This is a genomic window from Shimia marina, from assembly GCF_001458175.1.
GTDB lineage: Bacteria > Pseudomonadota > Alphaproteobacteria > Rhodobacterales > Rhodobacteraceae > Shimia > Shimia marina.
The window spans coordinates 26,039-52,000 of the sequence record NZ_CYPW01000009.1; the positions used below are offsets into that span (position 1 = coordinate 26,039).

23 protein-coding genes, 1 tRNA gene and 1 riboswitch are annotated in these 25,962 nt (G+C 57.8%); of the genes, 15 read left to right on the forward strand and 9 right to left on the reverse strand.

What is annotated here, in order from left to right; all coding sequences use genetic code 11:
- Nucleotides 1–57 precede the first annotated feature (57 nt).
- Complete coding sequence (locus SHM7688_RS06605; protein WP_058239150.1) at nt 58–1,716, forward strand: NAD+ synthase; 1,659 nt, start codon at nt 58–60, stop codon at nt 1,714–1,716.
- A gap of 166 nt (nt 1,717–1,882) precedes the next feature.
- On the forward strand, nt 1,883–2,587 hold the full coding sequence (locus SHM7688_RS06610) for a GGDEF domain-containing protein (RefSeq protein WP_058239151.1): 705 nt from the start codon (nt 1,883–1,885) through the stop codon (nt 2,585–2,587).
- A gap of 87 nt (nt 2,588–2,674) precedes the next feature.
- On the opposite strand, the gene gltX is transcribed toward SHM7688_RS06610, so the two are convergent.
- Nucleotides 2,675–4,000, reverse strand: coding sequence for a glutamate--tRNA ligase (gene gltX, locus SHM7688_RS06615; protein ID WP_058239208.1), 1,326 nt, complete (start codon nt 3,998–4,000; stop codon nt 2,675–2,677).
- Nucleotides 4,001–4,203: 203 nt separating this feature from the next.
- Here gltX and SHM7688_RS06620 point away from each other — a divergent pair, with 203 nt between their 5' ends.
- Complete coding sequence (locus SHM7688_RS06620; RefSeq protein WP_058239152.1) at nt 4,204–5,139, forward strand: MBL fold metallo-hydrolase; 936 nt, start codon at nt 4,204–4,206, stop codon at nt 5,137–5,139.
- A gap of 91 nt (nt 5,140–5,230) precedes the next feature.
- On the opposite strand, the gene SHM7688_RS06625 is transcribed toward SHM7688_RS06620, so the two are convergent.
- On the reverse strand, nt 5,231–5,812 hold the full coding sequence (locus SHM7688_RS06625; protein WP_223229265.1) for a gamma-glutamylcyclotransferase family protein: 582 nt from the start codon (nt 5,810–5,812) through the stop codon (nt 5,231–5,233).
- A gap of 93 nt (nt 5,813–5,905) precedes the next feature.
- Here SHM7688_RS06625 and SHM7688_RS06630 point away from each other — a divergent pair, with 93 nt between their 5' ends.
- From SHM7688_RS06630 to gcvP, 4 genes are all read left to right on the forward strand, one after another.
- Entirely contained in the window at nt 5,906–6,352 is a 447-nt protein-coding gene (locus SHM7688_RS06630) for an RrF2 family transcriptional regulator (protein ID WP_058239209.1), read from the forward strand.
- Between the two features lie 96 nt (nt 6,353–6,448).
- Nucleotides 6,449–6,535: riboswitch (glycine riboswitch) on the forward strand.
- Nucleotides 6,536–6,698: 163 nt separating this feature from the next.
- Nucleotides 6,699–7,823: a glycine cleavage system aminomethyltransferase GcvT gene (gene gcvT, locus SHM7688_RS06635; RefSeq protein WP_058239154.1), complete on the forward strand. Its 1,125-nt coding sequence runs from the start codon at nt 6,699–6,701 to the stop codon at nt 7,821–7,823.
- 19 nt (nt 7,824–7,842) lie between these two features.
- Entirely contained in the window at nt 7,843–8,202 is a 360-nt protein-coding gene (gene gcvH, locus SHM7688_RS06640) for a glycine cleavage system protein GcvH (protein ID WP_058239155.1), read from the forward strand.
- Between the two features lie 139 nt (nt 8,203–8,341).
- Nucleotides 8,342–11,191 carry an aminomethyl-transferring glycine dehydrogenase gene (gene gcvP, locus SHM7688_RS06645; RefSeq protein ID WP_058239156.1) on the forward strand — a complete coding sequence of 950 codons (2,850 nt, stop codon included), beginning with the start codon at nt 8,342–8,344 and terminating at the stop codon, nt 11,189–11,191.
- A gap of 103 nt (nt 11,192–11,294) precedes the next feature.
- Here the strand turns inward: gcvP and SHM7688_RS06650 are convergent, their stop codons facing one another.
- Together SHM7688_RS06650 and SHM7688_RS06655 are read right to left on the reverse strand one after the other, a co-directional pair.
- A complete protein-coding gene (locus SHM7688_RS06650; RefSeq protein WP_058239157.1) occupies nt 11,295–13,811 on the reverse strand; it encodes an ABC transporter permease in 2,517 nt (838 codons plus the stop codon).
- Nucleotides 13,808–14,503 (reverse strand): ABC transporter ATP-binding protein, encoded by a 696-nt coding sequence (locus tag SHM7688_RS06655; protein WP_058239158.1) that lies wholly within the window; start codon nt 14,501–14,503, stop codon nt 13,808–13,810. The genes SHM7688_RS06650 and SHM7688_RS06655 overlap by 4 nt, the downstream gene beginning before the upstream one ends.
- A gap of 18 nt (nt 14,504–14,521) precedes the next feature.
- Here SHM7688_RS06655 and SHM7688_RS06660 point away from each other — a divergent pair, with 18 nt between their 5' ends.
- Nucleotides 14,522–15,196: an arylesterase gene (locus tag SHM7688_RS06660; RefSeq protein ID WP_058239159.1), complete on the forward strand. Its 675-nt coding sequence runs from the start codon at nt 14,522–14,524 to the stop codon at nt 15,194–15,196.
- Between the two features lie 30 nt (nt 15,197–15,226).
- On the opposite strand, the gene xth is transcribed toward SHM7688_RS06660, so the two are convergent.
- Together xth and SHM7688_RS06670 are read right to left on the reverse strand one after the other, a co-directional pair.
- Nucleotides 15,227–16,006 (reverse strand): exodeoxyribonuclease III, encoded by a 780-nt coding sequence (xth, locus tag SHM7688_RS06665; RefSeq protein WP_058239160.1) that lies wholly within the window; start codon nt 16,004–16,006, stop codon nt 15,227–15,229.
- Nucleotides 16,007–16,105: 99 nt separating this feature from the next.
- Nucleotides 16,106–16,429, reverse strand: coding sequence for a HesB/IscA family protein (locus tag SHM7688_RS06670; protein ID WP_058239161.1), 324 nt, complete (start codon nt 16,427–16,429; stop codon nt 16,106–16,108).
- Nucleotides 16,430–16,522: 93 nt separating this feature from the next.
- Between SHM7688_RS06670 and SHM7688_RS06675 the strand changes: the two genes are divergently transcribed.
- The 7 genes from SHM7688_RS06675 (at nt 16,523) to SHM7688_RS06705 (ending at nt 23,401) form a co-directional block, all read left to right on the forward strand.
- Entirely contained in the window at nt 16,523–17,662 is a 1,140-nt protein-coding gene (locus SHM7688_RS06675) for a deoxyguanosinetriphosphate triphosphohydrolase (protein WP_058239162.1), read from the forward strand.
- Nucleotides 17,663–17,737: 75 nt separating this feature from the next.
- Complete coding sequence (gene argS / locus SHM7688_RS06680) at nt 17,738–19,483, forward strand: arginine--tRNA ligase (RefSeq protein ID WP_058239163.1); 1,746 nt, start codon at nt 17,738–17,740, stop codon at nt 19,481–19,483.
- Between the two features lie 89 nt (nt 19,484–19,572).
- Nucleotides 19,573–20,592 carry an SPOR domain-containing protein gene (locus SHM7688_RS06685; RefSeq protein WP_058239164.1) on the forward strand — a complete coding sequence of 340 codons (1,020 nt, stop codon included), beginning with the start codon at nt 19,573–19,575 and terminating at the stop codon, nt 20,590–20,592.
- Nucleotides 20,589–21,572 (forward strand): beta-N-acetylhexosaminidase, encoded by a 984-nt coding sequence (nagZ, locus tag SHM7688_RS06690; protein WP_058239165.1) that lies wholly within the window; start codon nt 20,589–20,591, stop codon nt 21,570–21,572. The genes SHM7688_RS06685 and nagZ overlap by 4 nt, the downstream gene beginning before the upstream one ends.
- A 24-nt stretch (nt 21,573–21,596) precedes the next feature.
- A complete protein-coding gene (locus SHM7688_RS06695; RefSeq protein ID WP_058239166.1) occupies nt 21,597–22,400 on the forward strand; it encodes a segregation and condensation protein A in 804 nt (267 codons plus the stop codon).
- Nucleotides 22,390–23,094 (forward strand): SMC-Scp complex subunit ScpB, encoded by a 705-nt coding sequence (gene scpB, locus SHM7688_RS06700; RefSeq protein WP_058239210.1) that lies wholly within the window; start codon nt 22,390–22,392, stop codon nt 23,092–23,094. The genes SHM7688_RS06695 and scpB overlap by 11 nt, the downstream gene beginning before the upstream one ends.
- 94 nt (nt 23,095–23,188) lie before the next feature.
- Entirely contained in the window at nt 23,189–23,401 is a 213-nt protein-coding gene (locus SHM7688_RS06705) for a hypothetical protein (protein WP_058239167.1), read from the forward strand.
- A gap of 25 nt (nt 23,402–23,426) precedes the next feature.
- On the opposite strand, the gene SHM7688_RS06710 is transcribed toward SHM7688_RS06705, so the two are convergent.
- The 3 genes from SHM7688_RS06710 to SHM7688_RS19370 all read right to left on the reverse strand — a co-directional run bounded on the left by SHM7688_RS06710 (nt 23,427) and on the right by SHM7688_RS19370 (nt 25,961).
- Entirely contained in the window at nt 23,427–24,503 is a 1,077-nt protein-coding gene (locus SHM7688_RS06710; protein WP_058239168.1) for a 2'-deoxycytidine 5'-triphosphate deaminase, read from the reverse strand.
- Nucleotides 24,504–24,561: 58 nt separating this feature from the next.
- Nucleotides 24,562–24,638 (reverse strand) — tRNA-Pro (locus SHM7688_RS06715).
- 75 nt (nt 24,639–24,713) lie between these two features.
- Nucleotides 24,714–25,961 (reverse strand): MerR family transcriptional regulator, encoded by a 1,248-nt coding sequence (locus SHM7688_RS19370; protein WP_083498974.1) that lies wholly within the window; start codon nt 25,959–25,961, stop codon nt 24,714–24,716.
- Nucleotide 25,962 lies beyond the last annotated feature (1 nt).

The following is a 25,962-nucleotide window of genomic DNA, read 5'->3' on the forward strand; positions in this document are numbered from 1 at the left end:
CCTCGCTGTGATCTCTGCTACATCTCATCTCAAAGCTGTTGGCACAGGAGAGCAGATATGGCCGATACATTCCGTTTGACGTTGGCACAGGCCAATCCGGTCATGGGGGATTTGGCGGGCAATGCCGATAAAGTGCGTGAAATATGGGCGCAGGCCAAGGCAGCCGGCGCAGATATGGTGGCCTTTCCTGAAATGTTCATCGTGGGCTACAACGCGCAGGATCTGATCCTCAAGCCGGCGTTGCAGGATGCTGCGGTGGCCGAAATTGAGGCGCTGGCACGGGAGTGTGCCGAGGGGCCGGTTGTGACGGTTGGCGGGCCGCTGCGCGAAAATGGCGATCTGTTTAATGCCTATTTTGTGCTCAAAGGTGGTAAGATTGCGCATATTCAACGCAAGCACCATTTGCCCAATTACACGGTCTTTGATGAAAAGCGTCTCTTTGCACAGGGCCCTATGGGCGGCCCTTATGACGTGAATGGGGTGCGGGTGGGTTCGCCGATCTGCGAAGATGCCTGGTTTGAAGACGTGCCGGAAACCTTGGAGGAAACCGGGGCGGAAATCCTCGTGGTGCCCAATGGCTCCCCTTACTACCGTGACAAGTTTGACCGGCGCATCAACCATATGGTGGCGCGGGTGATCGAAACCGGGTTGCCTCTGGTCTATCTCAATATGGTGGGCGGGCAGGACGATCAGGTGTTTGATGGCGGCTCTTTTGTTCTCAATCCCGGTGGGCAGCTGGCGATGCAGTTGCCGGTGTTTGATGAGGCGGTGGCCCATATTGATTTTGAGCGCACTGCGGATGGGTGGCGGTGTCAGGACGCGCCCAAGGCGGTTTTGCCTGCCGGCGAAGAGCAGGATTATCGCGTCTGTGTTGAAGCGCTGCGCGATTATATGGGCAAGAGTGGTTTCAAGAAGGTGCTGCTTGGGCTGTCTGGCGGCATCGACAGCGCGCTGGTGGCCACCATTGCGGTGGATGCGTTGGGGGCTGAGAATGTGCGCTGTGTGATGTTGCCATCTGAGTATACCTCGCAAGGCTCATTGGATGACGCCGAAGACATCGCCAAGCGTCTCGGCGTGCATTACGACTATGTGCCCATCGCCGAAGGGCGCGCGGCAATCACCAATACGCTGGCACCGCTTTTTGCGGGCATGGAAGAGGGTCTGGCCGAAGAAAACATCCAGAGCCGTCTGCGCGGGTTGCTGTTGATGGCCATGTCCAACAAATTTGGCGAGATGCTGCTGACCACGGGCAATAAATCGGAGGTCGCGGTGGGCTATGCCACGATTTATGGCGATATGGCGGGTGGCTATAACCCGATCAAAGACATGTATAAAACCCGTGTGTTTGAGACCTCGCGTTGGCGCAATGCGGTGCATCGCGACTGGATGATGGGGCCAGAGGGTGAGGTTATTCCGGTGAACATCATCGACAAGCCGCCCTCTGCGGAGCTGCGCCCGGATCAGAAGGATGAAGACAGTCTGCCGCCTTATGACGTGCTGGATGCGATCCTTTACATGCTGGTGGATGAGGATAAATCCGTCGCCGATTGTGTGGCCGCCGGATATGATCGGGACACTGTTAAGCGGGTGGAGCATCTGGTCTACATCAGCGAGTACAAACGCTTTCAGTCTGCCCCCGGTGCGCGGTTGAGCAAGAAAGCCTTTTGGCTGGATCGCCGCTATCCGATTGTGAACCGGTTCCGCGATCCAAGCTGACGCGTGTAAAGCGCGGCAAAAACGTAATTCAGTTCAATTGAGCAGAGGAGCCCGTAGCCTGAATTGGCGTGGGCTTCTCTGAAAATTTCTAGTTTCCTTTTTCGGATCCAGAACTCCTTTATTCTTTTTATGCTATCGTGCCAGTAAACGGTCATCAGAGGGCGCCATGCGTGTTACAAATACTCGGCAGAAGTGGCTTTTTGTTCTTATTGTTACGGCGAGTTCCGTTCTGGCTTCGCTGATCATTACAGCGTTTTTGTCACCAACGGGGCTGAGTTCTGTCGCCTTCATTCCCGCGGTATCGGTTCCGTTGATTGTTGCTCCGATCGCCTCCTATGTGGCGGCGCAGATGATGTTGCGGATTTATGAACTGAATGCGCGTCTGACCTATCTTGCGACCCATGATCAGATGACCGGACTTTTAAATCGGGGCGCGTTTTTTGAGCGACTGGAAGATCTCGGAAGACAGAGATCTGGGGCGCTGATGATGGCCGATATCGATAAGTTCAAAAATATCAATGACACGTTTGGGCATGACGTAGGTGACAAAGTGATTTGTTCCGTGGCCAAGACGATCCATGCGCAAGCGGGCCAAGGCAGCGTGGTTGCACGATTTGGGGGGGAGGAATTTGTGGCCTTCTGTCCGGGCGTTATTGCGGAGGATGCCGTGGCTTTGGCGGAATTGGTGCGTGCCGCTGTGGCGCAGCAGGAGGTGCATTTGGAAGGAGAGGTTTTGAAAGTGACCGTTTCCATTGGTCTCAAGCCTATGGGGGAGGCCTGTGATGTTGATCAGGCGCTCACATCGGCGGATCAGGCGCTGTACGTGGCCAAACGTGATGGGCGTAACAAGGTGGTGTCCCAAGCCGCTTAAGCTAACGCTCAGGTGGTGCCCCAGAGGGTGGCAAAGAAAAAGGCGCTCCAGTGGGGAGCGCCTTTTCTTGTTTTTGCAATATGGCGATCAGCCGCGTGCTTTGATGACCTGTAGCAGTGGCATCAGGGAGGCCATGTCTGGACCATTTTTCTGACCCGTCAGAGCCTTGCGCAGCGGCATGAAGAGGCCGCGGCCTTTGCGGCCTGTGGCCTCTTTGACGGCGGCTGTCCATGTGGACCATGTGTCGTCGTCAAACGGACCTTCGGGCAGGAGTTTCATGGCTTCTGCAATGAACTCTTTATCCTCGTCGTCAATCTCTGGCTCGGCCCCATTGGTGTAGAGATCCCACCATTTGCCCAAGTCGTTGAGCGTGGTGATATTGTCGCGGGTCACGTTCCAGAAACGCTCGGCCTTGTCGGCGGGCACACCCACTGCGGTGATGGCGTCGGCCACCTCTGCGAGGGGTTTTTCGTGAAGCACTTTGGCGGTCAGCGGGTAGAGATCGTTCACGTCAAACTTGGTGGGCGCGGCACCGAATTTGGAGGTGTCAAAGCCCTCGGCGATTTCGTCAAGATTGGCGCGCAGTTCCACCGGATCAGAGCTGCCCAGACGGGCCATCAGGCTCAGCAGCGCCATGGGCTCCACACCCGCTTCACGCAGATCGCGAAGCGCCAATGTGCCAAGGCGTTTGGAGAGCGCCTCGCCCTGTGGGCCGGTCAGCAGGGAATGGTGTGCAAAGTTTGGCACAGCGCCGCCCAGTGCTTCGATGATCTGAATTTGGGTGGCGGTGTTGGTCACGTGGTCAGAGCCGCGCACAACATCGGTGATGCCGTAGTCGATGTCGTCACAGACCGAAGCCAGCGTATAGAGGAACTGACCATCTGCGCGGATCAGCACCGGATCAGAAACGGAGGCCGCGTCAATCGAGCGGTCTCCCAGAATGCCGTCTGTCCACTCAATTCGGGCGTGATCGAGTTTGAAGCGCCAGTGGCCGTTGCCGCGCTCTTCGCGCAGTTTGGCCTTTTCATCGTCAGACAGCGCCAGTGCGGCACGGTCGTAGACCGGAGGCTTGCCCATGTTGAGCTGTTTCTTACGCTTCAGATCCAGTTCCGTTGGTGTTTCAAAACACTCATAGAAGCGGCCCATGTCGCGCAGTTGCTGCGCAGCATCTTCATAGCGCTCCAACCGGTCAGATTGCTTTTCGATGCGGTCCCATGTCAGGCCAAGCCATTCGAGGTCTTGCTGAATGGCATCCACATATTCCTGCTTGCTGCGCTCTGGGTCTGTGTCATCGATGCGCAGAATAAAGGTGCCGCCGGCTTTGCGGGCGATCAGGTAGTTCATCAGCGCAGTGCGCAGGTTGCCAACGTGAATATAGCCAGTGGGCGAGGGGGCGAAACGGGTGGTGGTCATCAGATTCTCCTGTTGGGGTTTCCATTTCCACAAGTTGCGCGTCTTGTCCACTGTTCGGGCTGTTTTGCGCTTATTTCACAGGTGACACCGTATGCCCCACGCCGTGTCACCTTTGTGTGAAAATGCATCCAAACACTGGGGCTTTGCGTAACAACGCTATTACATTCAACAGACGATATTTTGACAGCAGCGGGAGAGGACCAATGTCAAATAAGACTGGAGTGACGCGGCGTGGATTGATTGCGGGTGCGGCGGCGGTGCCGATTGCGGCCACCATTGCACCGCAAATGGCGCGGGCCAAAGCGGAGATGAAGGGGGTTGGCATGACCCGTTTTAACCGCATGAAGCTTGGCAATTTTGAAGTCACCACTTTGCTGGTGGGCACAAGAACCGTTGAAAACCCGCAAAACATTTTTGGTATGAATGTCAGTGGTGAAGAGTTTGCGGAGGTCTCTGCGGCAGCCAATATACCAACCGACGCGGCGCAGTTCTTCTTTACGCCAACCGTGGTGAACACCGGTAATGAGCTTGTCTTGTTTGACGCAGGGCTGAGCCCGGAGAGCATCACTGGCGCTCTGGAGGCGGCGGGATATGCGGCGGATCAGATCGACACAGTGGTGATCACCCACATGCATGGAGACCACGTTGGGGGTGTGGCCGGTGAAAACGGTGTGACATTTGCCAATGCGAAGCATGTCACCGGGCGTGTGGAATTTGATGCTTGGGCCGCAAGTGACAGCAATAAGGCCTTTGAGGGCAAGATCCGCCCAAATGCAGAGCGCTTTGACATGATTGAAGCCGGTGCCAGCGTGGCCAGCGGGATTACGGCGGAAGCTGCCTTTGGTCATACGCCTGGCCATATGGCTTATCGCATCGAGAGTGAGGGCAAGCAGCTTATGATTGCTGCGGATTTTGCCAATCACTATGTCTGGTCGCTGGCTTATCCGGACTGGGAAGTGAAATTTGACCGCGACAAGGCCGCCGCCGCAGCGACCCGTCGTAAGATGCTGGACATGCTGGCTGCGGATCAGATTCCCTTTGTGGGCTACCACATGCCCTGGCCCGGTGTGGGATATGTTGAAACACATGACGGTGGCTATAAATACGCGCCTGCCAGCTATCAATTGATGCTTGGCTGACGGTGCTCTGCGGAGTGTCAGCGGTGTTTGAAGCAGAGCGCTGCTGACACTTTCAGAGACCAAAGAGAGCTTGCTCACCTTTGGATCGGGGTCAGTCTATGATTTTGGCACCAAGTGTTTTGAGGTGGTGGTCCACCATTGCGGTTTCTGAGCCTGTGAGCGTTTGATGGCGCGGATAGATTGGTGCGGCGCGATCATTGTGTATCGGCGCATCCCATCCTTGCGTTGTTGTGAAAAAATCGGCCACGGCGTCTTCGCCCAAACGATGCAGAAATCCCTGTGCGACCACATCAATATAGCTCAGCAGGATCGGGTGCTGAATGTCTTCTTCGATTTTGTGATCGGACGAGACCTGATACACCGCAACATCAAGCGCGTCAGACAACGGGTGTGCCACCTGTGTTGAGATACCAATGCGGTCGTAAGCAAATTCTCTTTCATCCAGTGCGGCCCAATCATTGTTGGGGACTTGAGCGATCAGTCCGTGGATTTGGCTTGCGGCGTGGCGCTCCACGGACAGGAAGGCAATGGGCCGAAGAGATGTGTGATACCAGACACGGCGCCATCCATGCAGGGTTGCATTATGGGCTTCATCGTAGCCATGGGTGTGCAAGTTGACGAGGCTGCCGTAGCCGAAGAAGTAAGATCCGCTCATGAGAGTATGACCGACCATGTGTGTTGATCCATGTCAATGCCTCACAAAAAGGTGTCTGACAGTATTCTGCCACTTGGCCGCCTTGCGCGGTGCATTGAAGAAGGCAGCCAGATGCGCATCACCAAACGGACCAATATTGCCATGCGCGTGCTGATGTTTTGTGCGGCAAACCGTGGACGGTTGGTCACCAAACACGAGATTGCCAAAGCGTGTAACGCATCTGAAAACCACTTGGCGCAGGTGATCCATCAACTGGCTTTGATGAAGGTTCTGAAAACCCATCGCGGGCGCAATGGGGGGCTTGAGTTGGCGCATGAACCTTCCGAAATTCAGGTGGGCGCGATTTTTCGGGAGATGGAGGCACCGGTGCCTTTGGCGGAGTGTTTTGCCGATGTGGATGACACCTGTCCTTTGGTGTCTGCCTGTCGTTTGCGGGATGCGCTGCATGATGCGGCGGAGGCATTCTACAAAAAGCTTGATGAGGTCACGCTGGACACGCTGACTTGCAACAATCAGGCGTTGCTTAGTATTTTGGCGCCTGTTCGGTGCTCGGCATAGGCCCGTTCGTGTGCTGCAATAAGCAACGGTGATCGCGCAATAAAATTACGCGATATAGTGACTTGCCACCTCGTAAATCGCACACTAGGTTCCGGTTAAGGTGAATCGGGAGAACTGGATTTTCCAGTGCCGAAGGAGCAACCGCCCCGGAAACTCTCAGGCCAACGGGACCGACCACCGACATAACACTCTGGAGAGTGATGCTCAGATCAGGGCATCCGCCGAAGGGATAACGATCTCAGGCGCAGGGACAGAGGGGGCATCGCTCGTGTACGTCAGTACGCGGTAATGGGATGCCGGATGTGACCATTTGATGGATACGCCCGGAAGCAAGAGGGCGACGCAAATGGAAGAGCTGAAACAGACAGCGCTTTTTGATCTGCATGTAGAACTCGGCGCCAAGATGGTGGGATTTGCGGGCTATAGCATGCCTGTGCAATATCCGCTTGGCGTGATGAAAGAACACCTGCACACGCGACAGGCCGCTGGCCTGTTTGATGTCAGCCACATGGGGCAGGTGGTGTTGCAAGCAAAGAGCTATGAGGACGCTGCGCGTGCGTTTGAAACGCTGGTGCCGCAGGATGTGCTTGGGCTGGGTGCTGGGCGACAGCGCTATGGTTTTTTTACCAATGAGGCTGGCGGCATTGAAGATGACCTGATGTTTGCCAACCGTGGGGATCACCTGTTTGTGGTGGTGAATGCGGCCTGCAAAGAGGCTGACATTGCGCGCATGAAAGCGGCTCTTGCGCCGGATGTTGTGGTGACAGAAATCACCGATCGCGCGCTTGTGGCCTTGCAGGGGCCTGCGGCGGAAGCGGCCTTGGCGCGGCTCAACCCGGCGGTGGCCGATATGGCCTTTATGGATTTTGCCGAGGTGGAGCTGGATGGGGTGGCCTGTTGGGTCAGCCGGTCTGGATATACCGGTGAAGACGGCTATGAGATTTCCATCCCCGAGACTGAGGCTGCGGGGCTTTGCCGCAAACTTCTGGACATGGACGACGTGGAACCCATCGGTCTTGGCGCGCGTGACAGCCTGCGTCTGGAAGGCGGGCTTTGCCTTTATGGCAATGACATTGATGCGTCCACCTCCCCGATTGAGGCAGCCTTGACCTGGGCCATTCAAAAGGTGCGCCGCGCAGATGGTGCGCGCGCTGGCGGGTTCCCCGGTGCGGATCGTATTTATGGCGATCTGGCAGAGGGTGTGGCCCGCAAACGCGTGGGGCTTGCGCCACAGGGGCGGGCCCCGATGCGCGCGGGCACGCAGCTTTTTGCCGCTGCGGAAGGGGGCGATCCGATTGGGGAAGTGACCTCTGGCGGCTTTGGTCCGACCTACGAAGGCCCGGTGGCCATGGGATATGTCGGCGCGGCACAGGCCGCTGTCGGAACAGAAATTTTTGGCGAGGTACGGGGCAAACGTATGCCTGTGACAGTGGCGAAGATGCCGCTGGTGCCTGCCAATTTCAAACGTTGAGCAACAGGAGAGCAAGCACATGAAATTTACCGAAGAGCACGAATGGCTGCGGGTTGAGGGCGATGTTGTGGTGGTGGGCATCACTGAACACGCCAGCGAGCAACTGGGCGATGTGGTTTTTGTTGAACTTCCCGAAGCCGGCACAGAAGTGACCAAGGACGAAGAAGTCTGTGTGATTGAATCCGTGAAGGCGGCCTCTGACATTCTGGCACCGCTGGACGGTGAAATTGTCGAAGTGAACGATCCTTTGGTGGACGAGCCGGGTAAGGTGAACGACGACCCGCTGGAAGGGGCCTGGTTCTTTAAGATCAAGCCATCCGACCTGTCCCAGATGGACGACTACATGGATGAAGCCGCCTACAAGGACTTTATCGGCTGATGTTTCCATGGGGCGGCTCCGGTTGGGGCTGCCTTTTGTTTTTGCGCTTTCGGGCGCTGATGGGTCGGCGTGCCGCTGATCCAAACGATGATCTATTCTTCGCCGCACCTGTTGCCGCGGCCCTTTTGAGGAGACGAAGATGACCTTCAAACCGACTGACTACCTGCCGTATGACTTTGCCAACCGTCGCCATATTGGCCCATCGCCAGAAGAAATGGCCGAGATGCTTGAAGTTATTGGCGCGGACAGTCTTGAGGCGCTGATTGACGATACGATGCCAGAAAGCATCCGTCAGAAAGAGCCGCTTGATTTTGGCCGCCCGATGTCTGAGCGCGAAGTGCTGAACCACATGAAAGAGATTGCCTCCGAAAATGAGGTGATGACCAGCCTGATCGGCCAAGGCTACTACGGCACTGTGACGCCCCCCGCCATTCAGCGCAATATTTTGGAAAACCCGGCCTGGTACACGGCCTATACGCCCTATCAGCCAGAGATTTCGCAGGGCCGCCTTGAGGCTTTGCTGAACTTCCAGACCATGATCACGGATCTGACCGGGCTGGATATTGCGAATGCGTCGCTGCTGGATGAATCCACCGCCTGTGCGGAAGCCATGACCATGGCGCAGCGGGTGTCAAAATCCAAAGCCAAGGCGTTTTTTGTGGATGAAAACTGCCATCCGCAGAATATCGCCGTGATGAAAACCCGTGCCGCGCCTCTGGATATTGAGGTGATCGTTGGCAACCCGGATGATCTGAAGGCTGACGCGGTCTTTGGCGCGATTTTCCAATATCCGGGCACCTATGGGGATGTGCGTGATTTCAGCGCAGAAATGGACGCGCTGCATGCGACCAAGGCGATTGGCATTGTGGTGGCGGATCCGCTTGCGCTGACCTTGTTGAAAGAGCCGGGTGCCATGGGCGCGGACATCGCGGTGGGCAGTACCCAGCGGTTTGGTGTGCCCATCGGCTATGGTGGACCACACGCAGCCTATATGAGCTGTAAAGACGCCTACAAACGCGCCATGCCGGGGCGTATCATTGGTGTGTCGATCGACAGCCATGGCAACCGCGCCTATCGCCTGTCGCTGCAGACGCGCGAACAGCATATCCGCCGGGAAAAAGCCAATTCCAACGTCTGCACGGCACAGGCCTTGTTGGCGGTCATGGCGTCTATGTATGCGGTGTTTCATGGTCCCAAAGGGCTGAAGGCCATTGCGCAGCGCGTGCATCGCAAGACGGTGCGTCTGGTCAAAGGGCTGGAGGCGGCGGGCTTTACCGTAGAGCCGACGCATTTCTTTGACACGGTGACTGTGGATGTGGGCTTGCTGCAGCGCGGAGTGTTACAGCACGCGGTGCAGGAAGGCATCAACCTGCGTAAAGTCGGCAAGACCAAAGTGGGCATTTCATTGGATGAAACCACCGAGCCCAAGACCATTGAAGCGGTCTGGCGCGCCTTTGGGATTGTGCAGCCTGATGATGATTTCACGCCGGAATATCGTCTGCCCGAAGCATTGCTGCGCAGCAGTGCCTATCTGGAACACCCAATTTTCCACATGAACCGGGCCGAAACCGAGATGATGCGCTACATGCGGCGGCTGGCAGATCGCGACCTTGCGCTTGACCGGGCGATGATCCCGCTGGGGTCCTGTACCATGAAGCTCAACGCGGCGGTAGAAATGATGCCAGTGAGCTGGCCTGAGTTTTCCCAGATCCACCCTTTTGTGCCCAAGGCACAGGCGCAGGGTTACACGCGGATGATCGAGGATCTGAACGACCGGCTGTGTCAGATCACGGGCTATGATGCGATCTCCATGCAGCCCAACTCGGGGGCGCAGGGGGAATATGCGGGGCTATTGACCATTGCGGCCTATCATCGGGCCCGTGGTGAGGGGCATCGCAATGTCTGTCTGATCCCGATGAGCGCGCATGGCACCAACCCAGCGTCCGCACAGATGGTGGGCTGGAAAGTGGTTCCTGTGAAATCGGCAGAGAATGGCGATATTGATGTGGAAGATTTCCGCGCCAAGGCGGAAAAACATGCCGATACGCTGGCAGGATGCATGATCACCTATCCGTCGACCCATGGTGTGTTTGAGGACACGGTGCATGACGTCTGTGGCATCACCCATGAGTTTGGCGGGCAGGTCTATATTGATGGGGCCAATCTCAACGCCATGGTCGGGCTTTCCCGTCCCGGCGATATTGGCGGCGACGTGAGCCATTTGAACCTGCACAAGACCTTCTGCATTCCGCATGGCGGTGGTGGCCCCGGCATGGGACCGATTGGGGTGAAGGCGCATCTTGCCGAGCATCTGCCCGGCCATCCTGAGACCGGTGGCGAAGAAGGGCCGGTCTCTGCAGCGCCATTCGGCTCTCCGTCGATCCTGCCGATCAGCTGGGCCTATGTGTTGATGATGGCGGGCGAAGGTCTGACGCAGGCCACGCGTGTGGCGATCCTGAACGGCAACTATATTGCCAAGCGGCTCGAAGGAGCGTTTGACGTGCTCTATAAAGGGCCGACAGGTCGGGTGGCACATGAGTGCATCATCGACACGCGCCCATTTGCGGAAAGTGCGGGGGTGACTGTGGATGACATTGCCAAGCGGTTGATTGACTCAGGCTTCCATGCGCCCACCATGAGCTGGCCAGTGGCGGGCACTTTGATGATTGAGCCAACGGAGTCGGAGAACAAGGCAGAACTGGATCGGTTCTGTGAGGCGATGCTGTCCATTCGTGAAGAAATTCGCGCCATTGAAGACGGGAAGATTGATGCGGAGAACAATCCGCTCAAGAACGCGCCGCATACAATGGAAGATCTGGTGAAAGATTGGGAGCGTCCCTACAGCCGTGAGCAGGGCTGTTTCCCTCCGGGTGCGTTCCGTGTGGACAAATACTGGCCGCCGGTGAACCGCGTGGATAATGCCTATGGGGATCGCAATCTGGTGTGCATTTGCCCGCCTATGGACGCCTATGATGAGGCGGCGGAGTAGGGTCGTTTCTAAGGGTTTGTGAGCCTATGATCTGAAAACAGAAAAGCCGGGCGTTATGCCCGGCTTTTTTGTGATCTGCTGTTTGCGATCAAGCCTTATGGGATCAGTCGCGCGCGCGCAGGATGCGGGCGGGGCGTGTGGCCAGAGAGGGCAGGGCAAAGATCAGACCGGCCAGAAGGTTTGCCAGAATGCCCGCGCCCAAGATCGTTGCGGCATTGGGCCAGATGACGGCGAAGTCACTCTCCATGACAAATGTCATCACGGCCCAGCCGCCTGTCACCCCCACGGTCAGAGCCACAGCGCCTGCAGCGGCCCCAAGCAGGGCTGCGCGCCAGGCAAAGCTGCGCAGGATTTGGGGGCGCGTGGCGCCAATGGTTTTTAAGACGGCTGCTTCATAGGTGCGCGCGGATTGACCTGCCGCCGCCGCGCCAAAGATCACCAGAAGCCCCGTGAGCAGGATGGTGGAGGCACCGTAAGTGGTGGCATTGGCCAGCTGCGCCACGAGGCGTGAGACCTGTTGGGCGGCGTCCCGCACATGGATGGCGGTGACATTTGGGTAGTCTTCGGACACAGATTTTAACAAGGCGGCCTCTGACGCTGGCTCCGCATAGACGGTTGCGATGAAGCTGTGCGGGGCCCCCGCGAGAGCGGCTTCGTTCATGACCAGAATAAAGCCCATGCCGGCGGAGGAGAAATCCACTTCGCGAAAGCTTGTGACGATGCCTTCGATGTCGCGGCCGAGAATGTTGACGGTCATGCTGTCCCCCAGCTCAAGACCCATTTCCAGCGCTTCTTCTTCGGCAAAGCTGATCTGAGGTGTGCCTGCGTGATCTGGATCCCACCAGGTCCCGGCGGTCAGCTTGGTGTTTTCCGGCATGTCACCGGCGTAGGTGACGCCGCGATCGCCTCGGATGACCCAATGATCGCCCGCGACGTTTTTGGCGGGCATGCCATTGATGCGGGTGATCACACCGCGCAGCATGGGCGCGGTTTCGACTTTGTTGATTGTTGGGGTGTTACGCCAGTTGTCTTGCAGGGCGGGCATCTGATCGCGTTGGATGTCCACAAAGAAGAATGAGGGCGCGACCTCTGGCAAGTCGCTGGCAATGGCGTTGCGCAGATTGCCATCCACCTGTCCGACTGTGGCCAAAACGCTGAGACCCAGGCCAAGAGAGAGGATCACCGGAGTTGTAGCATCGCCTGCGCGGCCCAGAGACTGTACCGCCCACCTCAGTTCTGGACGTTTGGGCGACAGGCGGCGCAAACCGGCGCGCAGACCTGCGCCCGCCAAAGAGAGCGCGATCATGGCAATGGCCACGCCCGCTGCAAACCAGAGCGTCAGGCGCGTCGAGCCTGACAGCCAGCTGGCGAGCCCCAACAGCAGCGCGATGAGCAGAGCCGTTGCAAGCACAAAGCGGGGGGCGGGGAAGGGGCGGTTTTGGCCCAGTTGATCGCGAAACAGCGCGCTGGGACGGACATTTTCCACCTGTGCCAGCGGCCAAAGCGTGAAGATGGCGGCTGCAAGTGCCCCATAGAGTGCCGCTTCCATCAGGGGGATCGGATAGAGATGAAATTTTGCCGGGAAGGGCAAGAGGGTTTCAATCACCGGGCCCAGCAGGATGGGCAGAGCTGCGCCGAGTAACACCCCTGCGGCAATGCCAATCAAGGCGACGAAGCCGATTTGTAAAAAGTAGCTTAGAAAGATCGTGCTGCGCTCGGCCCCAAGGCTGCGCAGTGTCGCGATGGTTTCGGTCTTGCGTGCCAGATAGGCGCGGATCGCGGTGGAGATGCCGACGCCGCCCACCGCAAGACCGGCAAGTCCTACAAGGATCAGGAATGCGCCAAAGCGTTCCACAAATCGAGTGATGCCCGGCGCGCCATTGCGGCTGTCTCGCCAGCGCAGGCCCGTGCTTTCGAATTGAGCACGTGCATCCGCCTCCAATGCGGCGAGGTCGGCCTGATCCGGCAGCATGAGCCGGTAATGGCTTGTAAACAGCGTGCCGGGCGCAAGCAGCCCGCTTTGTGCGAGGTCTTGGGTGCGGACAATGGCGCGGGGGGCGAAATTGAACCCGCCAGCGGTGTCAGGTTCCCGCTCCAGACGGGCGGTGAGCAGAAACACCTGTGTGCCCAACTGGAAGCTGTCTCCAATGTTGAGCGCCAGACGATCAGCCAGCAATCCATGCAAAACCGCGCCGGGCAGGTTGCCCTTTCCTGCAAGCGCGGTCGCTATGGGAATGTCAGGGCTGAGGGCAACGCGACCGACGAGAGGGTAGGCGTCATCCACAGCCTTGACCTGCGCAAGGGCGCGTTCCGTGCCAGCCTCTTTGGGCACCACAACCATGGAGCGGAAATCAATGATTTCTGAGCTGTCTTCGGTGTTTTCCACCATCCATGCGCGCTCTTCATCGGTGGCGCGACGATAGGTGAAACTCATCTCAGCATCACCGCCAAGCAATGTGGCGCCTTCGGAGGCGAGGCCTGTTTGAATGGCGCTGCGTACCGATCCAATGGCGGCGATGGTGGTGACGCCGAGGATCAGGCAGGCGAGGAAAACAGCAAATCCACGCAGTCCGCCGCGGATCTCCCGTCGCGCGATGCGGCTGGCCGCGACGACACTCATGCGCGGGCCTCAACAGGTGTCAGGGCGCTGTCGATGCGGCCATCTTTCAGGCGCACAACGCGTTCGCAGCGTGCGGCAAGCGCATTGGAATGGGTGACCAGAACCAAAGTTGTGTTGCGTGTTGCGTGCAGATCAAACAGCAGATCCATGATGGTCTCGCCTGTGGAATGATCCAGATTACCGGTGGGTTCATCCGCCAGAAGCAGGCGCGGAGAGGGGGCGCAGGCCCGCGCCAGCGCCACGCGCTGTTGCTCGCCGCCAGACATCTGTGAGGGGTAGTGCTCGGCGCGATGGGCCAGACCCACGGCCGCGAGCTCCGCTTTGGCGCGCTCCTGTGCGTCTTTGCGACCTGCCAGTTCCAGAGGGGTTGCGACGTTTTCAAGAGCGGTCATGGTTGGGATCAGGTGGAAGTTTTGGAACACCACCCCCATGTGCGCGCGGCGAAACCGGGCCAGCGCATCTTCGTCCATCGCGGAGAGATCATGGTCCAGCGCGGTGATGGTGCCGGATGTGGCCTGCTCAAGCCCGCCCATCAGCATAAGCAGCGAAGATTTCCCGGATCCGGAGGGGCCAACCAGCGCCAAAGTCTCACCGGATTGAACATCCAATGTAATGCCATGCAAGATTTCTATCCGTCCGGCATTGCTATCCAGCGCCAAAGTCGCATCTTGGAGGGAGAGAATAGAGGACATGAAAGAGGCCGCCTGTTGATGAAATTTTCTTTTCTATATGGGGCGCTTGTGCGTCGGGGCAAGGCGCTGGCGTTGAGCATTTTAGCGGTTCCGCTAACCGCTTGGTCAGCATTGGCGGAGCCTGTGGTGGTGGCGGCTTTGGGCGACAGCCTGACGCATGGCTACGGGGTTGCGCAGGAGGCGGGCTTTGTGCCGCAACTGGAAAGCTGGCTACGCGGGCATGGGCTGGATGTCATGGTGCAGAATGCAGGTGTGTCGGGGGACACCACACAGGGTGGTCTGGCGCGCGTGGGCTGGACCCTTGGGCCGGATGTGGATGCCATGATTGTCACGCTTGGGGGCAATGATGCGCTGCGCGGGGTGGATCCTGCGGTCAGCAAAGCCAATCTCGCGGGCATCATTGAGGCCGGTCAGGCCGCGGATGTGGATGTGTTGCTGGTTGGGGTTGAGGCCCCGATGAATTTTGGCGCGGATTACAAACAGGCGTTTGACGGCATGTATGGGGCCTTGGCCACGCAATATGACGTGTCGCTTGCGCCGGATTTCTTTGCGGCCATTCGGTATCTTCCTGCTGACGAGCTGCGCGGGCTGATGCAGGCGGATGGGATTCACCCCAATGCAGAGGGTGTGGCAAGGATTGTCCCCGAGTTGGGCCCCTATGTGGTGCAACTGCTTGAGATGCAGTCGCGATAGGAGCCGAAAGCGCGGGGGGAAATTGACGCGTCAGGCGGCCAGATCAATCCAAACCGGCACGTGGTCGGAGGGTTTGGAACGTCCGCGTTCTTCCTTGTCAATCTGGCAGTCGAGCAGCAGATCCGCGCATTGCGGGCTGAGCAGGAAATGGTCGATGCGGATGCCGTTATTGCGGTTCCATGCGCCGGCCTGATAGTCCCAGAAAGAATACATGCCAGCCATCTTGTTTCGCGCGCGGAACGCCTCGGTCAGGCCGAGGTTGAGCAATCGGCGATAGGCGGCGCGGCTTTCAGGGCGGGCGAGGGCGTCCTCCTGCCAGTCTTCGGGTTTGGCGGCGTCCTCATCTTGGGGAATGATGTTGTAGTCTCCGGCCATCAGGAAGGGTTCTTCTTGCGCCAGAAGGGTTTCGGCACGGGCCTGAAGGCGTTTCATCCACGCCAGTTTATAGTCATACTTTGGTCCCGGGGCGGGATTGCCATTGGGCAGGTAGAGGCCGCACACACGGATGGGCCTTTCGCCCATCACAGTGGCTTCAATATAGCGCGCCTGTTCGTCATTATCGTCGCCGGGCAGGCCTCGGGTCACATCTTCCAGCGGCAGTTTGGAGAGAATGGCAACGCCGTTGAAGCTTTTCATGCCATGGGTTTCGACAGTGTAGCCACGTTCTTCGAAGATTTCCCGCGGGAAAGCCTCATCAACGGATTTGATTTCCTGCAAGAGCGCCACATCCGGCTGCGCCTCATCAAGCCAGCGCGGCAGGGTTTCAATGCGCGCCTTGATGCCGTTGATGTTGAAAGTGGCGATTTTCATGCTGCGCTCCTGTCTGCTGGATGGCTGTATCTATCCAGCCATGGGCGGGAACCACAAGGGGGAAGCCGCCACAATAGCAGGCAGGCGCGACATCGCAGGTTACATGGAGAAGCTGGTGCCGCAGCCACAGGAGCTTGTGGCATTGGGGTTGTTGATCACAAACCGCGCGCCAATCAATTCTTCGGTAAAGTCGATCACCGCATCTGCGAGGAAGGGCAGAGAGATGCTGTCCACCAGAACCTTTTCTCCTGCGCCTTCCAGCACAAGGTCATCTTCTTTCTGCGTGTCGAGCTTGATTTCATACTGAAATCCGGAGCATCCGCCCCCCTCAACCGCCACGCGCAGGGCCTGACCTTGATCGGCGGCCCCAATCTCTGCGAGTCTTTCGAAGGCTCTTTCGGTCACTTTAGGAGGCAACTGCATGATTTTTTGTCCTATTCGCACGATTTGCCCGGTTCCTTGAGGGGGCAAAACCCAATATAGAAAAGCTAAGGACAGGCTACAAGGACCTCGCACATGTATGCGCCCTATGCCTCAGATCCGGCACGCGCCAAGGGGCGGCGTTTTCCGGAAGAGGAAAGCAGTTTTCGGTCGTCTTTTCAAAGAGACCGGGATCGGATCATTCACGCCAGCGCGTTTCGGCGGCTCAAGCACAAAACACAGGTGTTTGTGGAGCATGAAGGCGATTATTTCCGCACCCGGCTGACCCATTCTATTGAGGTGGCGCAGGTGGCGCGCACCATTGCGGGCGCGCTTGGGCTCAATCAGGAGATCACGGAGGCCATTGCACTGGCACATGACCTTGGGCACACGCCTTTTGGCCATACCGGTGAGGACGCACTGCATGCTTTGATGGCCCCATATGGGGGCTTTGATCACAACGCACAGGCCGTGCGGATTGTGACATCTCTGGAACGGCACTACGCGGATTTTGATGGGCTGAACCTCACTTGGGAAACACTGGAAGGCATCGCCAAGCACAATGGGCCGGTGACAGGCGCGCTGCCCTATGCCTTGGCTGATTACAATGCGGTGCATGATCTTGAGCTGCACACACATGCCAGTGCCGAGGCGCAGGTTGCGGCGCTGGCCGATGATGTGGCCTACAACAACCATGATCTGCATGATGGTTTGCGCGCAGGTCTGTTTACGGAAGAGGAAATCTGCCATCTGCCCATCGTGGGAGAGGCCTTTGCCGAGGTGGACAGGATTTATCCCGGTTTAGAGCATATTCGCCGCCGTCATGAGGCCCTGCGCCTGGTGTTTGGCGTGATGGTCGGAGATGTGATCGACACATCACGCCAAAATCTGGCCGAAGTGGGTCCGCAATCCGTGGAAGAGTTGCGCGCCTGTGGCAGGCCCATGGTGCAGTTTTCCGCCGCGCTTTGGCAGGATCTCAAGCAGATCCGCGCGTTTTTGTTCAGCCGTATGTATCGTGCGCCTTCCGTGGTTGAGATGCGCAAGAAGGTGACTTTGGTGGTGGAAGAGCTGTTCCCGCTCTTTCTCAAAGACCCGATGTTGTTGCCAGAGCGTTGGCATCCGGATCTGGAGCATTGTCAGGATGAAACGGCGATTGCGCGCAAAGTGTCGGACTATATTTCCGGGATGACAGACCGATATGCGCTGCAGCAACATGCGCGGCTTGTTGGCGAGTAGCGTTGACGTGGCGGATTAGGGTGGTAAACCAGCGCAAATCCAAAAAAGACCATAACACATACATAGGACGGTCTGATGAACCTGTTTTCCGAAATCCGCGCGCTTGTGATTGAGGCGCTGGAAGCGATGCAAGCCGAAGGCAAGCTGCCTGAAGGACTGGACTTTAAAAACGTGGCTGTTGAGCCGCCCCGCGATGCGTTGCATGGGGATATGGCCACCAATGCCGCGATGGTGCTGGCCAAACCTGCCAAGATGAAACCACGCGACATTGCCGATGTGCTCGCAGGAAAGCTCGCCGAAGACGCACGTGTCTCTGTTGCGGAAGTCGCCGGTCCGGGCTTTTTGAACCTGCGGCTGGCACCGGTGCTGTGGCAAAATGTGATCAAGGCCGCGCTTGAGGCAGGGCAGGACTTTGGCCGCTCTGCCATGGGCGCAGATAAAAAGGTCAACGTTGAATATGTTTCTGCCAACCCCACCGGCCCACTGCATGTTGGGCACACCCGCGGTGCTGTGTTTGGGGATGCGCTGGCATCGCTGCTGGATTTTGTCGGCTATGATGTGACGCGGGAGTATTACATCAACGATGGGGGCGCGCAGGTGGATGTGCTCGCCCGGTCGTCTTACCTGCGGTATCTGGAGCAGCACGGGGAAACCGTTGAATTTCCAGAGGGCACCTATCCGGGGGATTACCTGATTGAGGTTGGCGAAAAGCTGAAGGCGCAATATGGCGACAAATTTGTCGGCCAGCCAGAAGAGGTTTGGCTGAAAGAGATCCGCGAATTTGCCACCGAAGCCATGATGGATCTGATCCGTGCCGACCTTAAGGCGTTGGGCGTGGAGATGGATGTGTTCTTCTCCGAAAAGTCGCTTTATGGTACCGGTCGCATCGAAGGAGCGCTGGAAACGCTTGAAAACAAAGGCTTGATCTACGAAGGCGTACTTGAGCCGCCAAAAGGCAAAAAGCCCGAAGACTGGGAGCCGCGTGAGCAGACCCTGTTCCGCTCCACAGACCATGGCGACGACGTGGACCGCCCTGTGAAGAAATCTGATGGCAGCTGGACCTATTTTGCGCCAGACATCGCTTATCACTATGACAAGGTCACCCGCGACTTTGACGCGCTGATCGATGTGTTTGGTGCCGATCATGGCGGCTATGTGAAACGCATGAAGGCCGCGGTTTCTGCGCTGTCAGATGGTCAGGTGCCTCTGGACATCAAGCTGACCCAGTTGGTGAAGCTCTTCAAAAACGGCGAGCCGTTCAAGATGTCCAAGCGGGCCGGAACATTTGTGACCCTGCGCGATGTTGTCGATCAGGTGGGGCCGGATGTGACCCGCTTTGTGATGCTGACCCGCAAAAACGATGCGCCGCTGGACTTTGATTTTGACAAGGTTCTGGAGCAATCTAAAGACAACCCTGTGTTCTATGTGCAATATGCCCATGCGCGGGTCTGTTCCGTGATCCGCAAAGCCGAGGCCGCTGGGATTTCCGTGGATGATAGCACATTGCTGGCTGCGGATCTGACCAAGCTGGACAGCGATGCGGAGATCAATGTGGCCAAGAAGGTTGCGGAATGGCCACGCCTTGTGGAGATTGCCGGACGCACCAATGAGCCGCACCGGATTGCCTTCTATCTATATGAATTGGCAAGCGAATTGCACAGCCACTACAAGAAGGGTGATGAGGATCACAGCCTGCGCTTCCTGCAAGAAGGTGATGCGGCGGCGTCTCAGGCGAAAATCGGCCTCGCACGTGCCGTGGCCGTTGTTATTTCCGCAGGTCTTGGTATTCTGGGTGTAACTCCGGCGCAAGAGATGCGCTAAAGCTGCACGTTCGTCGGGGTTGAGGACAAGGCAAGACGACCCCGGCGACACCGCTTCACAGCTGGTGGAAAACGGGCAGTGAGGCAAAAATGGCAGAAATTCCGATGGGTGCGCCGCACGCACCCAAAGGCGAATCCCCGAATGCGGCGCTTCTTGTGAACCGAGCTGGCATGGTCATGTCTTTGGCGTTGGTCGCTGGAACATGTGTCTGGGGGTATAAAATTTTGTCCCGCGATGTCAGTGGCGTGCCAGTTGTGCGTGCGCTGGAAGGCCCGATGCGGGTGCAGCCCGAAGATCCGGGTGGGCGCCTTGCCGGGCATCAGGGGTTGATGGTCAATAAGGTTGCTGCCGATGGCAGCGCAGCTGGCCCAGCGGATCAGGTGATTGTTGCGCCGCCTCCGATTGCCATCACTGAGCGTGACATCGTGGATGCCTCCGCTGTGGAGGCCGCGGTTGTTGCTGCAGCGGCTGAGATCGCAGCGCAGGTGCCTGCGGTTGATAGCGAAACACTTGAGGTGGAGACGCCAGCCCCCATCGTGGCTCCTGAACCTTTGGATGTAAGCGCGCCGCTGTCTGTCGAAGAGCTGGCGGCCCAACTGGCCGCAGGCGCCACGCCTCTGGAAGCGGTTGAAGCGACGGAAACGCAGCCCGTGCAGGCCTCTCTTTCTGTTCCAGAAAGCGAAACTGTCGCGGTGGACGCGCAACCAGCACCTCAGGTGCAGGGTGGCCTGAAGCGGTCGCTGCGCCCTGTCTTGCGCCCTGTATCCTTGTCGTCTGCCGCCTCCAGTCAGCAGATCGCCTCTATTGATGCCGCCGTTGGATCCGTTCTCAAAACGGCCGATCCTTCAACGATTCCTGCCGGCACGCGGCTTGTGCAACTGGGGGCCTATGAAAGCACGGAGATTGCCGAAAGAGAGTGGACGCGCTTGCAGACCCGGTTTGAGCCTTATCTCGGGGACAAAACGCGCGTGATTCAGAAGGCCAGCAGCGGTGGGCGTGTGTTCTATCGTTTGCGCGCCATGGGCTTTGATACCGTGAGTGATGCGCGGCGTTTGTGTTCTGCGCTGAAAGCGGAAAATGCGGATTGTATTCCGGTGACCACACGATGAGCGGTTTCTGCGCTGCCATTTTTGGCTGTGATGGTCTGCGTCTCAGTGAAGAAGAAAAGCAGTTTTTCAAGGATGTACAGCCGTTTGGCTTCATTCTGTTCGCTCGCAATATTGATACAGCGGATCAGGTAAAGGCCCTATGCGCGGAGTTGCGCGCGACCGTAGGGCATGAGGCTCCGATCCTGATTGATCAGGAAGGCGGGCGTGTGCAGCGGTTGCGCGCGCCTTTGGTGCGCGATTGGTTGCCGCCTTTGGAGCAGGTGATGCAGGCTGGGGAAAAGGCCGAGCGAGCGATGTATCTGCGCTATCGCCTGATTGCGCATGAGCTTATGGCGCTTGGCATTGATGCCAATTGTGCGCCCATGGTGGATGTCGCGCGCGATGAGACACATCCGTTTTTGAAAAACCGCTGCTATGGCGCGGATCCTGCGTCGGTGGCACGGATCGGGCGCGCCGTGGCAGAGGGGCTATGGGATGGTGGCGTCTATCCCATCCTAAAGCACATGCCCGGACATGGGCGCGCGGTGGTGGACAGCCACAAAGAGCCGCCACGGGTGACTGAATCACAAGCAGATCTGGAAGGCGATTTTGCACCGTTCCGCGCGCTCAATGACATGCCCATGGGAATGACAGCGCATATTGTTTTTGAAGCGTTAGATGACCGCCCCGCCACCATTTCAGATAAAATGATGCGCTTCATGCGGGATGATATTGGATTTGGTGGGCTGATCATGACCGATGACATCGGCATGGAAGCCCTGAATGGAACCGTGGATCAGAGGGCGAAGGCCGCAATTGAGGCTGGGTGTGATGTGATTTTGCATTGCAACGGCAGTTTGGCAGAGCGCAAGGCTGTGGCAGAAGCCATTGGTGCGATGACCCCTGCAGCACAGGCGCGATCTGAGGCTGTGCTGGCGGCGCGTCGTGCGCCCAAGCCTGTTGACATTGAAGCGCTCGCCGAGGAACTTAAAGCGCTCTGACGGGGCGCTTTAAGGGCAGGGGGCATGGCCGACACAGACCTTTTTGAAGACATGGAGAAGATGTCTGTCGCCGAACGAATGGCGGCGGAAGCTCTGATCGTGGATGTCGATGGGTTTGAAGGGCCACTGGATTTGTTGCTGACACTGTCGCGGACGCAGAAAGTGGATCTGCGCAAGATTTCCATTCTTGATCTGGCGCAACAGTATCTGAACTTTGTGGAACGTGCGAAGCGTCTGCGGCTGGAGCTGGCCGCGGATTATCTGGTGATGGCGGCCTGGCTGGCCTTTCTGAAATCACGCCTGCTTTTGCCGCCGGATCCCACGGAAGAGGGGCCATCGGGTGAAGAGCTTGCGGCTCATCTGGCCTTTCAGTTGGAACGCTTGCAGGCGATGCGGGATGCGGCCGCCAAATTGATGGCGCAAAATCGTCTGGGACGAGATTTTTTCGCGCGTGGCGTGCCTGAAAAGATGGAGCGCGTGCGCCGGGTGACATACACCGCAACGCTGCTGGATCTGATGCAGGGCTATGCCAGATTGCGCACGCGGGATGAATTCCGTCCTTTCATCATGGACCGAGACTCGGTGTTTACCATGGAAGAAGCGCTGGAGCGTATGCGCGGGTTGATCGGGTTTGCGGGCACATGGACCGATATTCTGAGTTATTTACCAGATGGCTGGGAGAATGATCCCAAGAAGCGCAGATCCGCAACGGCGGCCACTTTTGCAGCCTCGCTGGAGCTTGCCAAAGAAGGCAAGGTCTTCATTCGGCAGAGCGAGACCTTTGCGCCAATTGAAGTTCGTAAGAGGGATGGCCGAGATGAGCGATGACGTGACGCCGGTTGAAGAGGACACGGTTGCGCAAGGCGGTCACGCGCCGGAGGAAAGCCTGTTTGAAGCGCCACCATTGGCGGAGCAGGAGCGCATGTGTGAGGCGATCCTTTTTGCCAGCGCGGAACCGGTGAGTGTCAGGGAACTGAACGACCGGATGCCGCATGGGGCGGATGCGGCAGAGGCGCTGGTGCATCTGCGCAAACGCTATGAAGGGCGGGGCGTGCATGTTGTGAAAGTGGGGGATGCCTGGGCGATGCGCACGGCACCTGATCTTGGCTTTCTGATGCAGAAGGAAACCGTTGAAACGCGTAAGCTGTCCCGTGCGGCCATCGAAACGCTTGCCATCATTGCCTATCATCAGCCGGTCACACGCGCCGAAATCGAAGAAATCCGCGGTGTGAGTGTGAGCCGCGGTACGGTGGACCAATTGCTTGAGATGGAATGGATCCGGTTTGGACGTCGCAAGATGACGCCGGGCCGCCCGGTGACTTTTGTGGTGACGCCGGTATTTCTGGATCATTTTGGGCTGGCCAGTGCGCGTGATTTGCCGGGGCTCAAAGAGTTGCGGGCTGCCGGTCTCTTGGAGAACCGTCCACCGCCGGGAACGATTCCACTTGGCGTTAAATCGGACGAAGAAGAAGACGAAGTGCTGGATCTGAGCGACGGGCAACCGGAGCTTTTTGAAGATTGACGCGCTTGACTATTGAACACAGATTGGTGTTTGGGTCTTAATATTGGCGCAATTGTCGCTTACATGAACGCCTTGAGAGAATGGAGCGCGCTCAATGAATGCCAATCAGATTGTGAACATGATCACCCGCCAAATCATCCGCCGTTTGGTCAATGGTGGCATCAACGCTGGGTTTAAGGCGATGTCCAATCGCGGAAAATCTGGCCAGAACACCCCCAATGAGCAAGCGCAGAGCAATACGCCACAGCCGCAAGCGAAGCAAGCCAAACAGGCGATGCGCGCGATGCGCCGTATGAACAAATTCTGAAGGATTAGTACTGCCTCAAGGCTGCTTAGGTCGCCTTGAAATGTTTGCTAAGCTTCAGGCCCTGACCCTGATAATTGGATGCGATGCCTGCGCCATAGAGCTGTTCTGGCACTTCTGACATGCGCTCATAGACCAGACGGCCAACAACCTGCCCATGCTCCAGCACAAAGGGTGCCTCATGGCAGCGCACTTCGAGCACACCACGTGATCCGCTGCCCCCGACGGCATCGTGGCCAAAGCCGGGATCAAAGAAACCAGCGTAGTGCACACGGAACTCGCCGACCATGGCAAGGAATGGCGCCATTTCCGCCGCGTAGGCTGGGGGTATGTGCACCGCTTCGCGGCTCACCAGAATATAGAAGGCGCCGGGATCAAGGATGATTTTGCCGTCTGAGGCGTGCAGCTCTTCCCAATACTCCGCAGGGTCGTAATACCCGATATTGTCCAGATCGATGACGCCAGTATGGGGTTTAGCACGATAGCCCACCAGAGTTCCGGACTGCGGCTTTAGATCGACGGAAAACCCCAGACCGTCATCAATCACGGCCTCTCCGTCCACAAGCGGTGAGCGGTCGTGCAGGACGCGCAGATCGGCGTCTGTCAGAATGCTCTGCCCCTTGCGAAAGCGTATTTGGTTCAGGCGCATGCCGGGGCGTACAAGCACAGAGAAGCTGCGCGGGCAAATTTCCGCATAAAGCGGGCCAGTATAGCCCGGCGCGATTCGATCAAATTCTGTGCCACCGTCGGTGATGGTGCGCGTCAGGAGATCCAGACGCCCCGTCGAGCTTTTGGCATTTGCGACGGCTTGCACATCTTGAGGCAGTGCAAGGCTTTCCATCAAGGGCACCACATAGACGCAGCCCTTTTCCAGAACTGCCCCATTGGTCAGATCAATGCGGTGCATTTCGAATTCGGATAGGCGATCTTTTACAGAGCGTTCCTGCCCCGCAAGGAAGGAGGCGCGCACGCGGTAGGCCACAGTCCCAAGACGCAGATCAAGCGATGCGGGTTGAACCTGACCTTCTGCAACCGGTTGATCTACAGAGATTTCACCAGATTGCAGCATGGTTTCAATGGTTTGGCTGGGCAATACGCCAGTCATCGCGGTCCTCCAGAATACAAAAAACGCCCGGGCCTTTCGGCACACGGGCGGTTTTTAATGGTCGGGCTAGCAGGACTCGAACCTGCGACCTTCCGTCCCCCAGACGGACGCGCTACCAGGCTGCGCCATAGCCCGACGATGGGCTTTTCATAACCTAAATGCGGGCGGGAGCAAGTCAAAAATGACATCTTTCTACGACACTTGCGTCGATCAGCTTGCTTTGGCGTGCAGCGCCTCCAGACGGGCGAGAAGTTCAGCTGCGCGGCTTTTATCTGCGTCGGCCACGCGCGCTGGCGCACTGAATACCATTAGGAACTCGTCGCGTTTGATTTCTTGATCGGCGAGGTCCTGCGCGGTGCGTTTTGGAGCTTGTGGTGCGGGCACGTCTGTTTGCTGAGCGCTGGACGCCTCCGGCATCACCGTTGGCTCTGGGGCAGGGGAGAGTGGTTCGGCAGGTGGCTCCGCGCCAGTCTCGATATCGCTTTGCAAAGCAGTTTCGCTGGGCGCTGGCGGCTCCGTGATCGACATTGACTCTGTAGGTGGCGCTGTTGGTTCCTGTGGCGCTGCAGTGTCCGATGGAGGCGTGAGCGCGTTGGATGCCTCGGTCTGAGCTGCATCGCCCTGCGCCGCTGGAGCTTCTTCAGTGGCGACAGGCGGGATATCTTGTACCGCAGTGTTAGGCTCAGTTTGAGATGGAGGCGCCGCAGTATCTGGTTGGGGCGGTGTCTCTTGTGGTTCTTGAGCCGCTGCAAAAAGATCTTCCATCACAGGTGCAGGTTGCTGCTCCATGGATGGCGTATCTTCCTGTTGCGCATTCAAATCAGAGGGAAGGTCTGCGCTCTGTTCCTCTGCAACCTCAGTGGCTTTGGGTTGAGGTTCGGACAGCTCTGGCGCGTCTGCAGCTGGGCTTGCTTCATACTGAAGCGTCTCTTCAGACGGCGTGATAGCTGGGTCAGTCGCAAGGTCCTCGTCAACCGGGGCCGTATCCGCGACATGTTCCTGATCTGCAATGGCATCCTGCTCAGAATCGACCTCATCTTCAGCCGGAAGATCCTGGGCTTCTGGAGCTGGCGCTTCAGAAGCGGACTGCTCTTGGGCTGCAACTTCGATGTCTGAAGGCTCGTCCGCTGCGACAGGCTCCGCCTGCGCTTCGATGGTATCCTTGGCTTTCGGAGCTGGCGCATCAAGAGGTTGTGACATGGCGGAGACATGCTTCACGCCTTTGTCACGCAGAAGCTGCTGCGCCTCTTTGATAGGCATGCCATCTTCATGCAGCAGTTTGCGAATGCCGCCGAGAAGTTCCATGTCTTGTGGGCGATAATATCGACGCCCACCTGCACGTTTCACGGGTTTCACCTGAGAAAATTTGCTTTCCCAGAAACGCAGGACATGGGTCTGCACACCGAGCCAATCAGCGACTTCGCTGATGGTTCGAAAAGCCTCCCGAGATTTCGCCATG

What these genes read in the sequence shown, in the direction of transcription:
- SHM7688_RS06605 (WP_058239150.1), top strand. Translation starts at nt 58, where the DNA reads ATGGCCGATACATTCCGTTTGACGTTGGCACAGGCCAATCCGGTCATG.
- SHM7688_RS06610 (WP_058239151.1), top strand. Translation starts at nt 1,883, where the DNA reads ATGCGTGTTACAAATACTCGGCAGAAGTGGCTTTTTGTTCTTATTGTT.
- gltX (WP_058239208.1), bottom strand. Translation starts at nt 4,000, where the DNA reads ATGACCACCACCCGTTTCGCCCCCTCGCCCACTGGCTATATTCACGTT.
- SHM7688_RS06620 (WP_058239152.1), top strand. Translation starts at nt 4,204, where the DNA reads ATGTCAAATAAGACTGGAGTGACGCGGCGTGGATTGATTGCGGGTGCG.
- SHM7688_RS06625 (WP_223229265.1), bottom strand. Translation starts at nt 5,812, where the DNA reads ATGGTCGGTCATACTCTCATGAGCGGATCTTACTTCTTCGGCTACGGC.
- SHM7688_RS06630 (WP_058239209.1), top strand. Translation starts at nt 5,906, where the DNA reads ATGCGCATCACCAAACGGACCAATATTGCCATGCGCGTGCTGATGTTT.
- gcvT (WP_058239154.1), top strand. Translation starts at nt 6,699, where the DNA reads ATGGAAGAGCTGAAACAGACAGCGCTTTTTGATCTGCATGTAGAACTC.
- gcvH (WP_058239155.1), top strand. Translation starts at nt 7,843, where the DNA reads ATGAAATTTACCGAAGAGCACGAATGGCTGCGGGTTGAGGGCGATGTT.
- gcvP (WP_058239156.1), top strand. Translation starts at nt 8,342, where the DNA reads ATGACCTTCAAACCGACTGACTACCTGCCGTATGACTTTGCCAACCGT.
- SHM7688_RS06650 (WP_058239157.1), bottom strand. Translation starts at nt 13,811, where the DNA reads ATGAGTGTCGTCGCGGCCAGCCGCATCGCGCGACGGGAGATCCGCGGC.
- SHM7688_RS06655 (WP_058239158.1), bottom strand. Translation starts at nt 14,503, where the DNA reads ATGTCCTCTATTCTCTCCCTCCAAGATGCGACTTTGGCGCTGGATAGC.
- SHM7688_RS06660 (WP_058239159.1), top strand. Translation starts at nt 14,522, where the DNA reads ATGAAATTTTCTTTTCTATATGGGGCGCTTGTGCGTCGGGGCAAGGCG.
- xth (WP_058239160.1), bottom strand. Translation starts at nt 16,006, where the DNA reads ATGAAAATCGCCACTTTCAACATCAACGGCATCAAGGCGCGCATTGAA.
- SHM7688_RS06670 (WP_058239161.1), bottom strand. Translation starts at nt 16,429, where the DNA reads ATGCAGTTGCCTCCTAAAGTGACCGAAAGAGCCTTCGAAAGACTCGCA.
- SHM7688_RS06675 (WP_058239162.1), top strand. Translation starts at nt 16,523, where the DNA reads ATGTATGCGCCCTATGCCTCAGATCCGGCACGCGCCAAGGGGCGGCGT.
- argS (WP_058239163.1), top strand. Translation starts at nt 17,738, where the DNA reads ATGAACCTGTTTTCCGAAATCCGCGCGCTTGTGATTGAGGCGCTGGAA.
- SHM7688_RS06685 (WP_058239164.1), top strand. Translation starts at nt 19,573, where the DNA reads ATGGCAGAAATTCCGATGGGTGCGCCGCACGCACCCAAAGGCGAATCC.
- nagZ (WP_058239165.1), top strand. Translation starts at nt 20,589, where the DNA reads ATGAGCGGTTTCTGCGCTGCCATTTTTGGCTGTGATGGTCTGCGTCTC.
- SHM7688_RS06695 (WP_058239166.1), top strand. Translation starts at nt 21,597, where the DNA reads ATGGCCGACACAGACCTTTTTGAAGACATGGAGAAGATGTCTGTCGCC.
- scpB (WP_058239210.1), top strand. Translation starts at nt 22,390, where the DNA reads ATGAGCGATGACGTGACGCCGGTTGAAGAGGACACGGTTGCGCAAGGC.
- SHM7688_RS06705 (WP_058239167.1), top strand. Translation starts at nt 23,189, where the DNA reads ATGAATGCCAATCAGATTGTGAACATGATCACCCGCCAAATCATCCGC.
- SHM7688_RS06710 (WP_058239168.1), bottom strand. Translation starts at nt 24,503, where the DNA reads ATGACTGGCGTATTGCCCAGCCAAACCATTGAAACCATGCTGCAATCT.
- SHM7688_RS19370 (WP_083498974.1), bottom strand. Translation starts at nt 25,961, where the DNA reads ATGGCGAAATCTCGGGAGGCTTTTCGAACCATCAGCGAAGTCGCTGAT.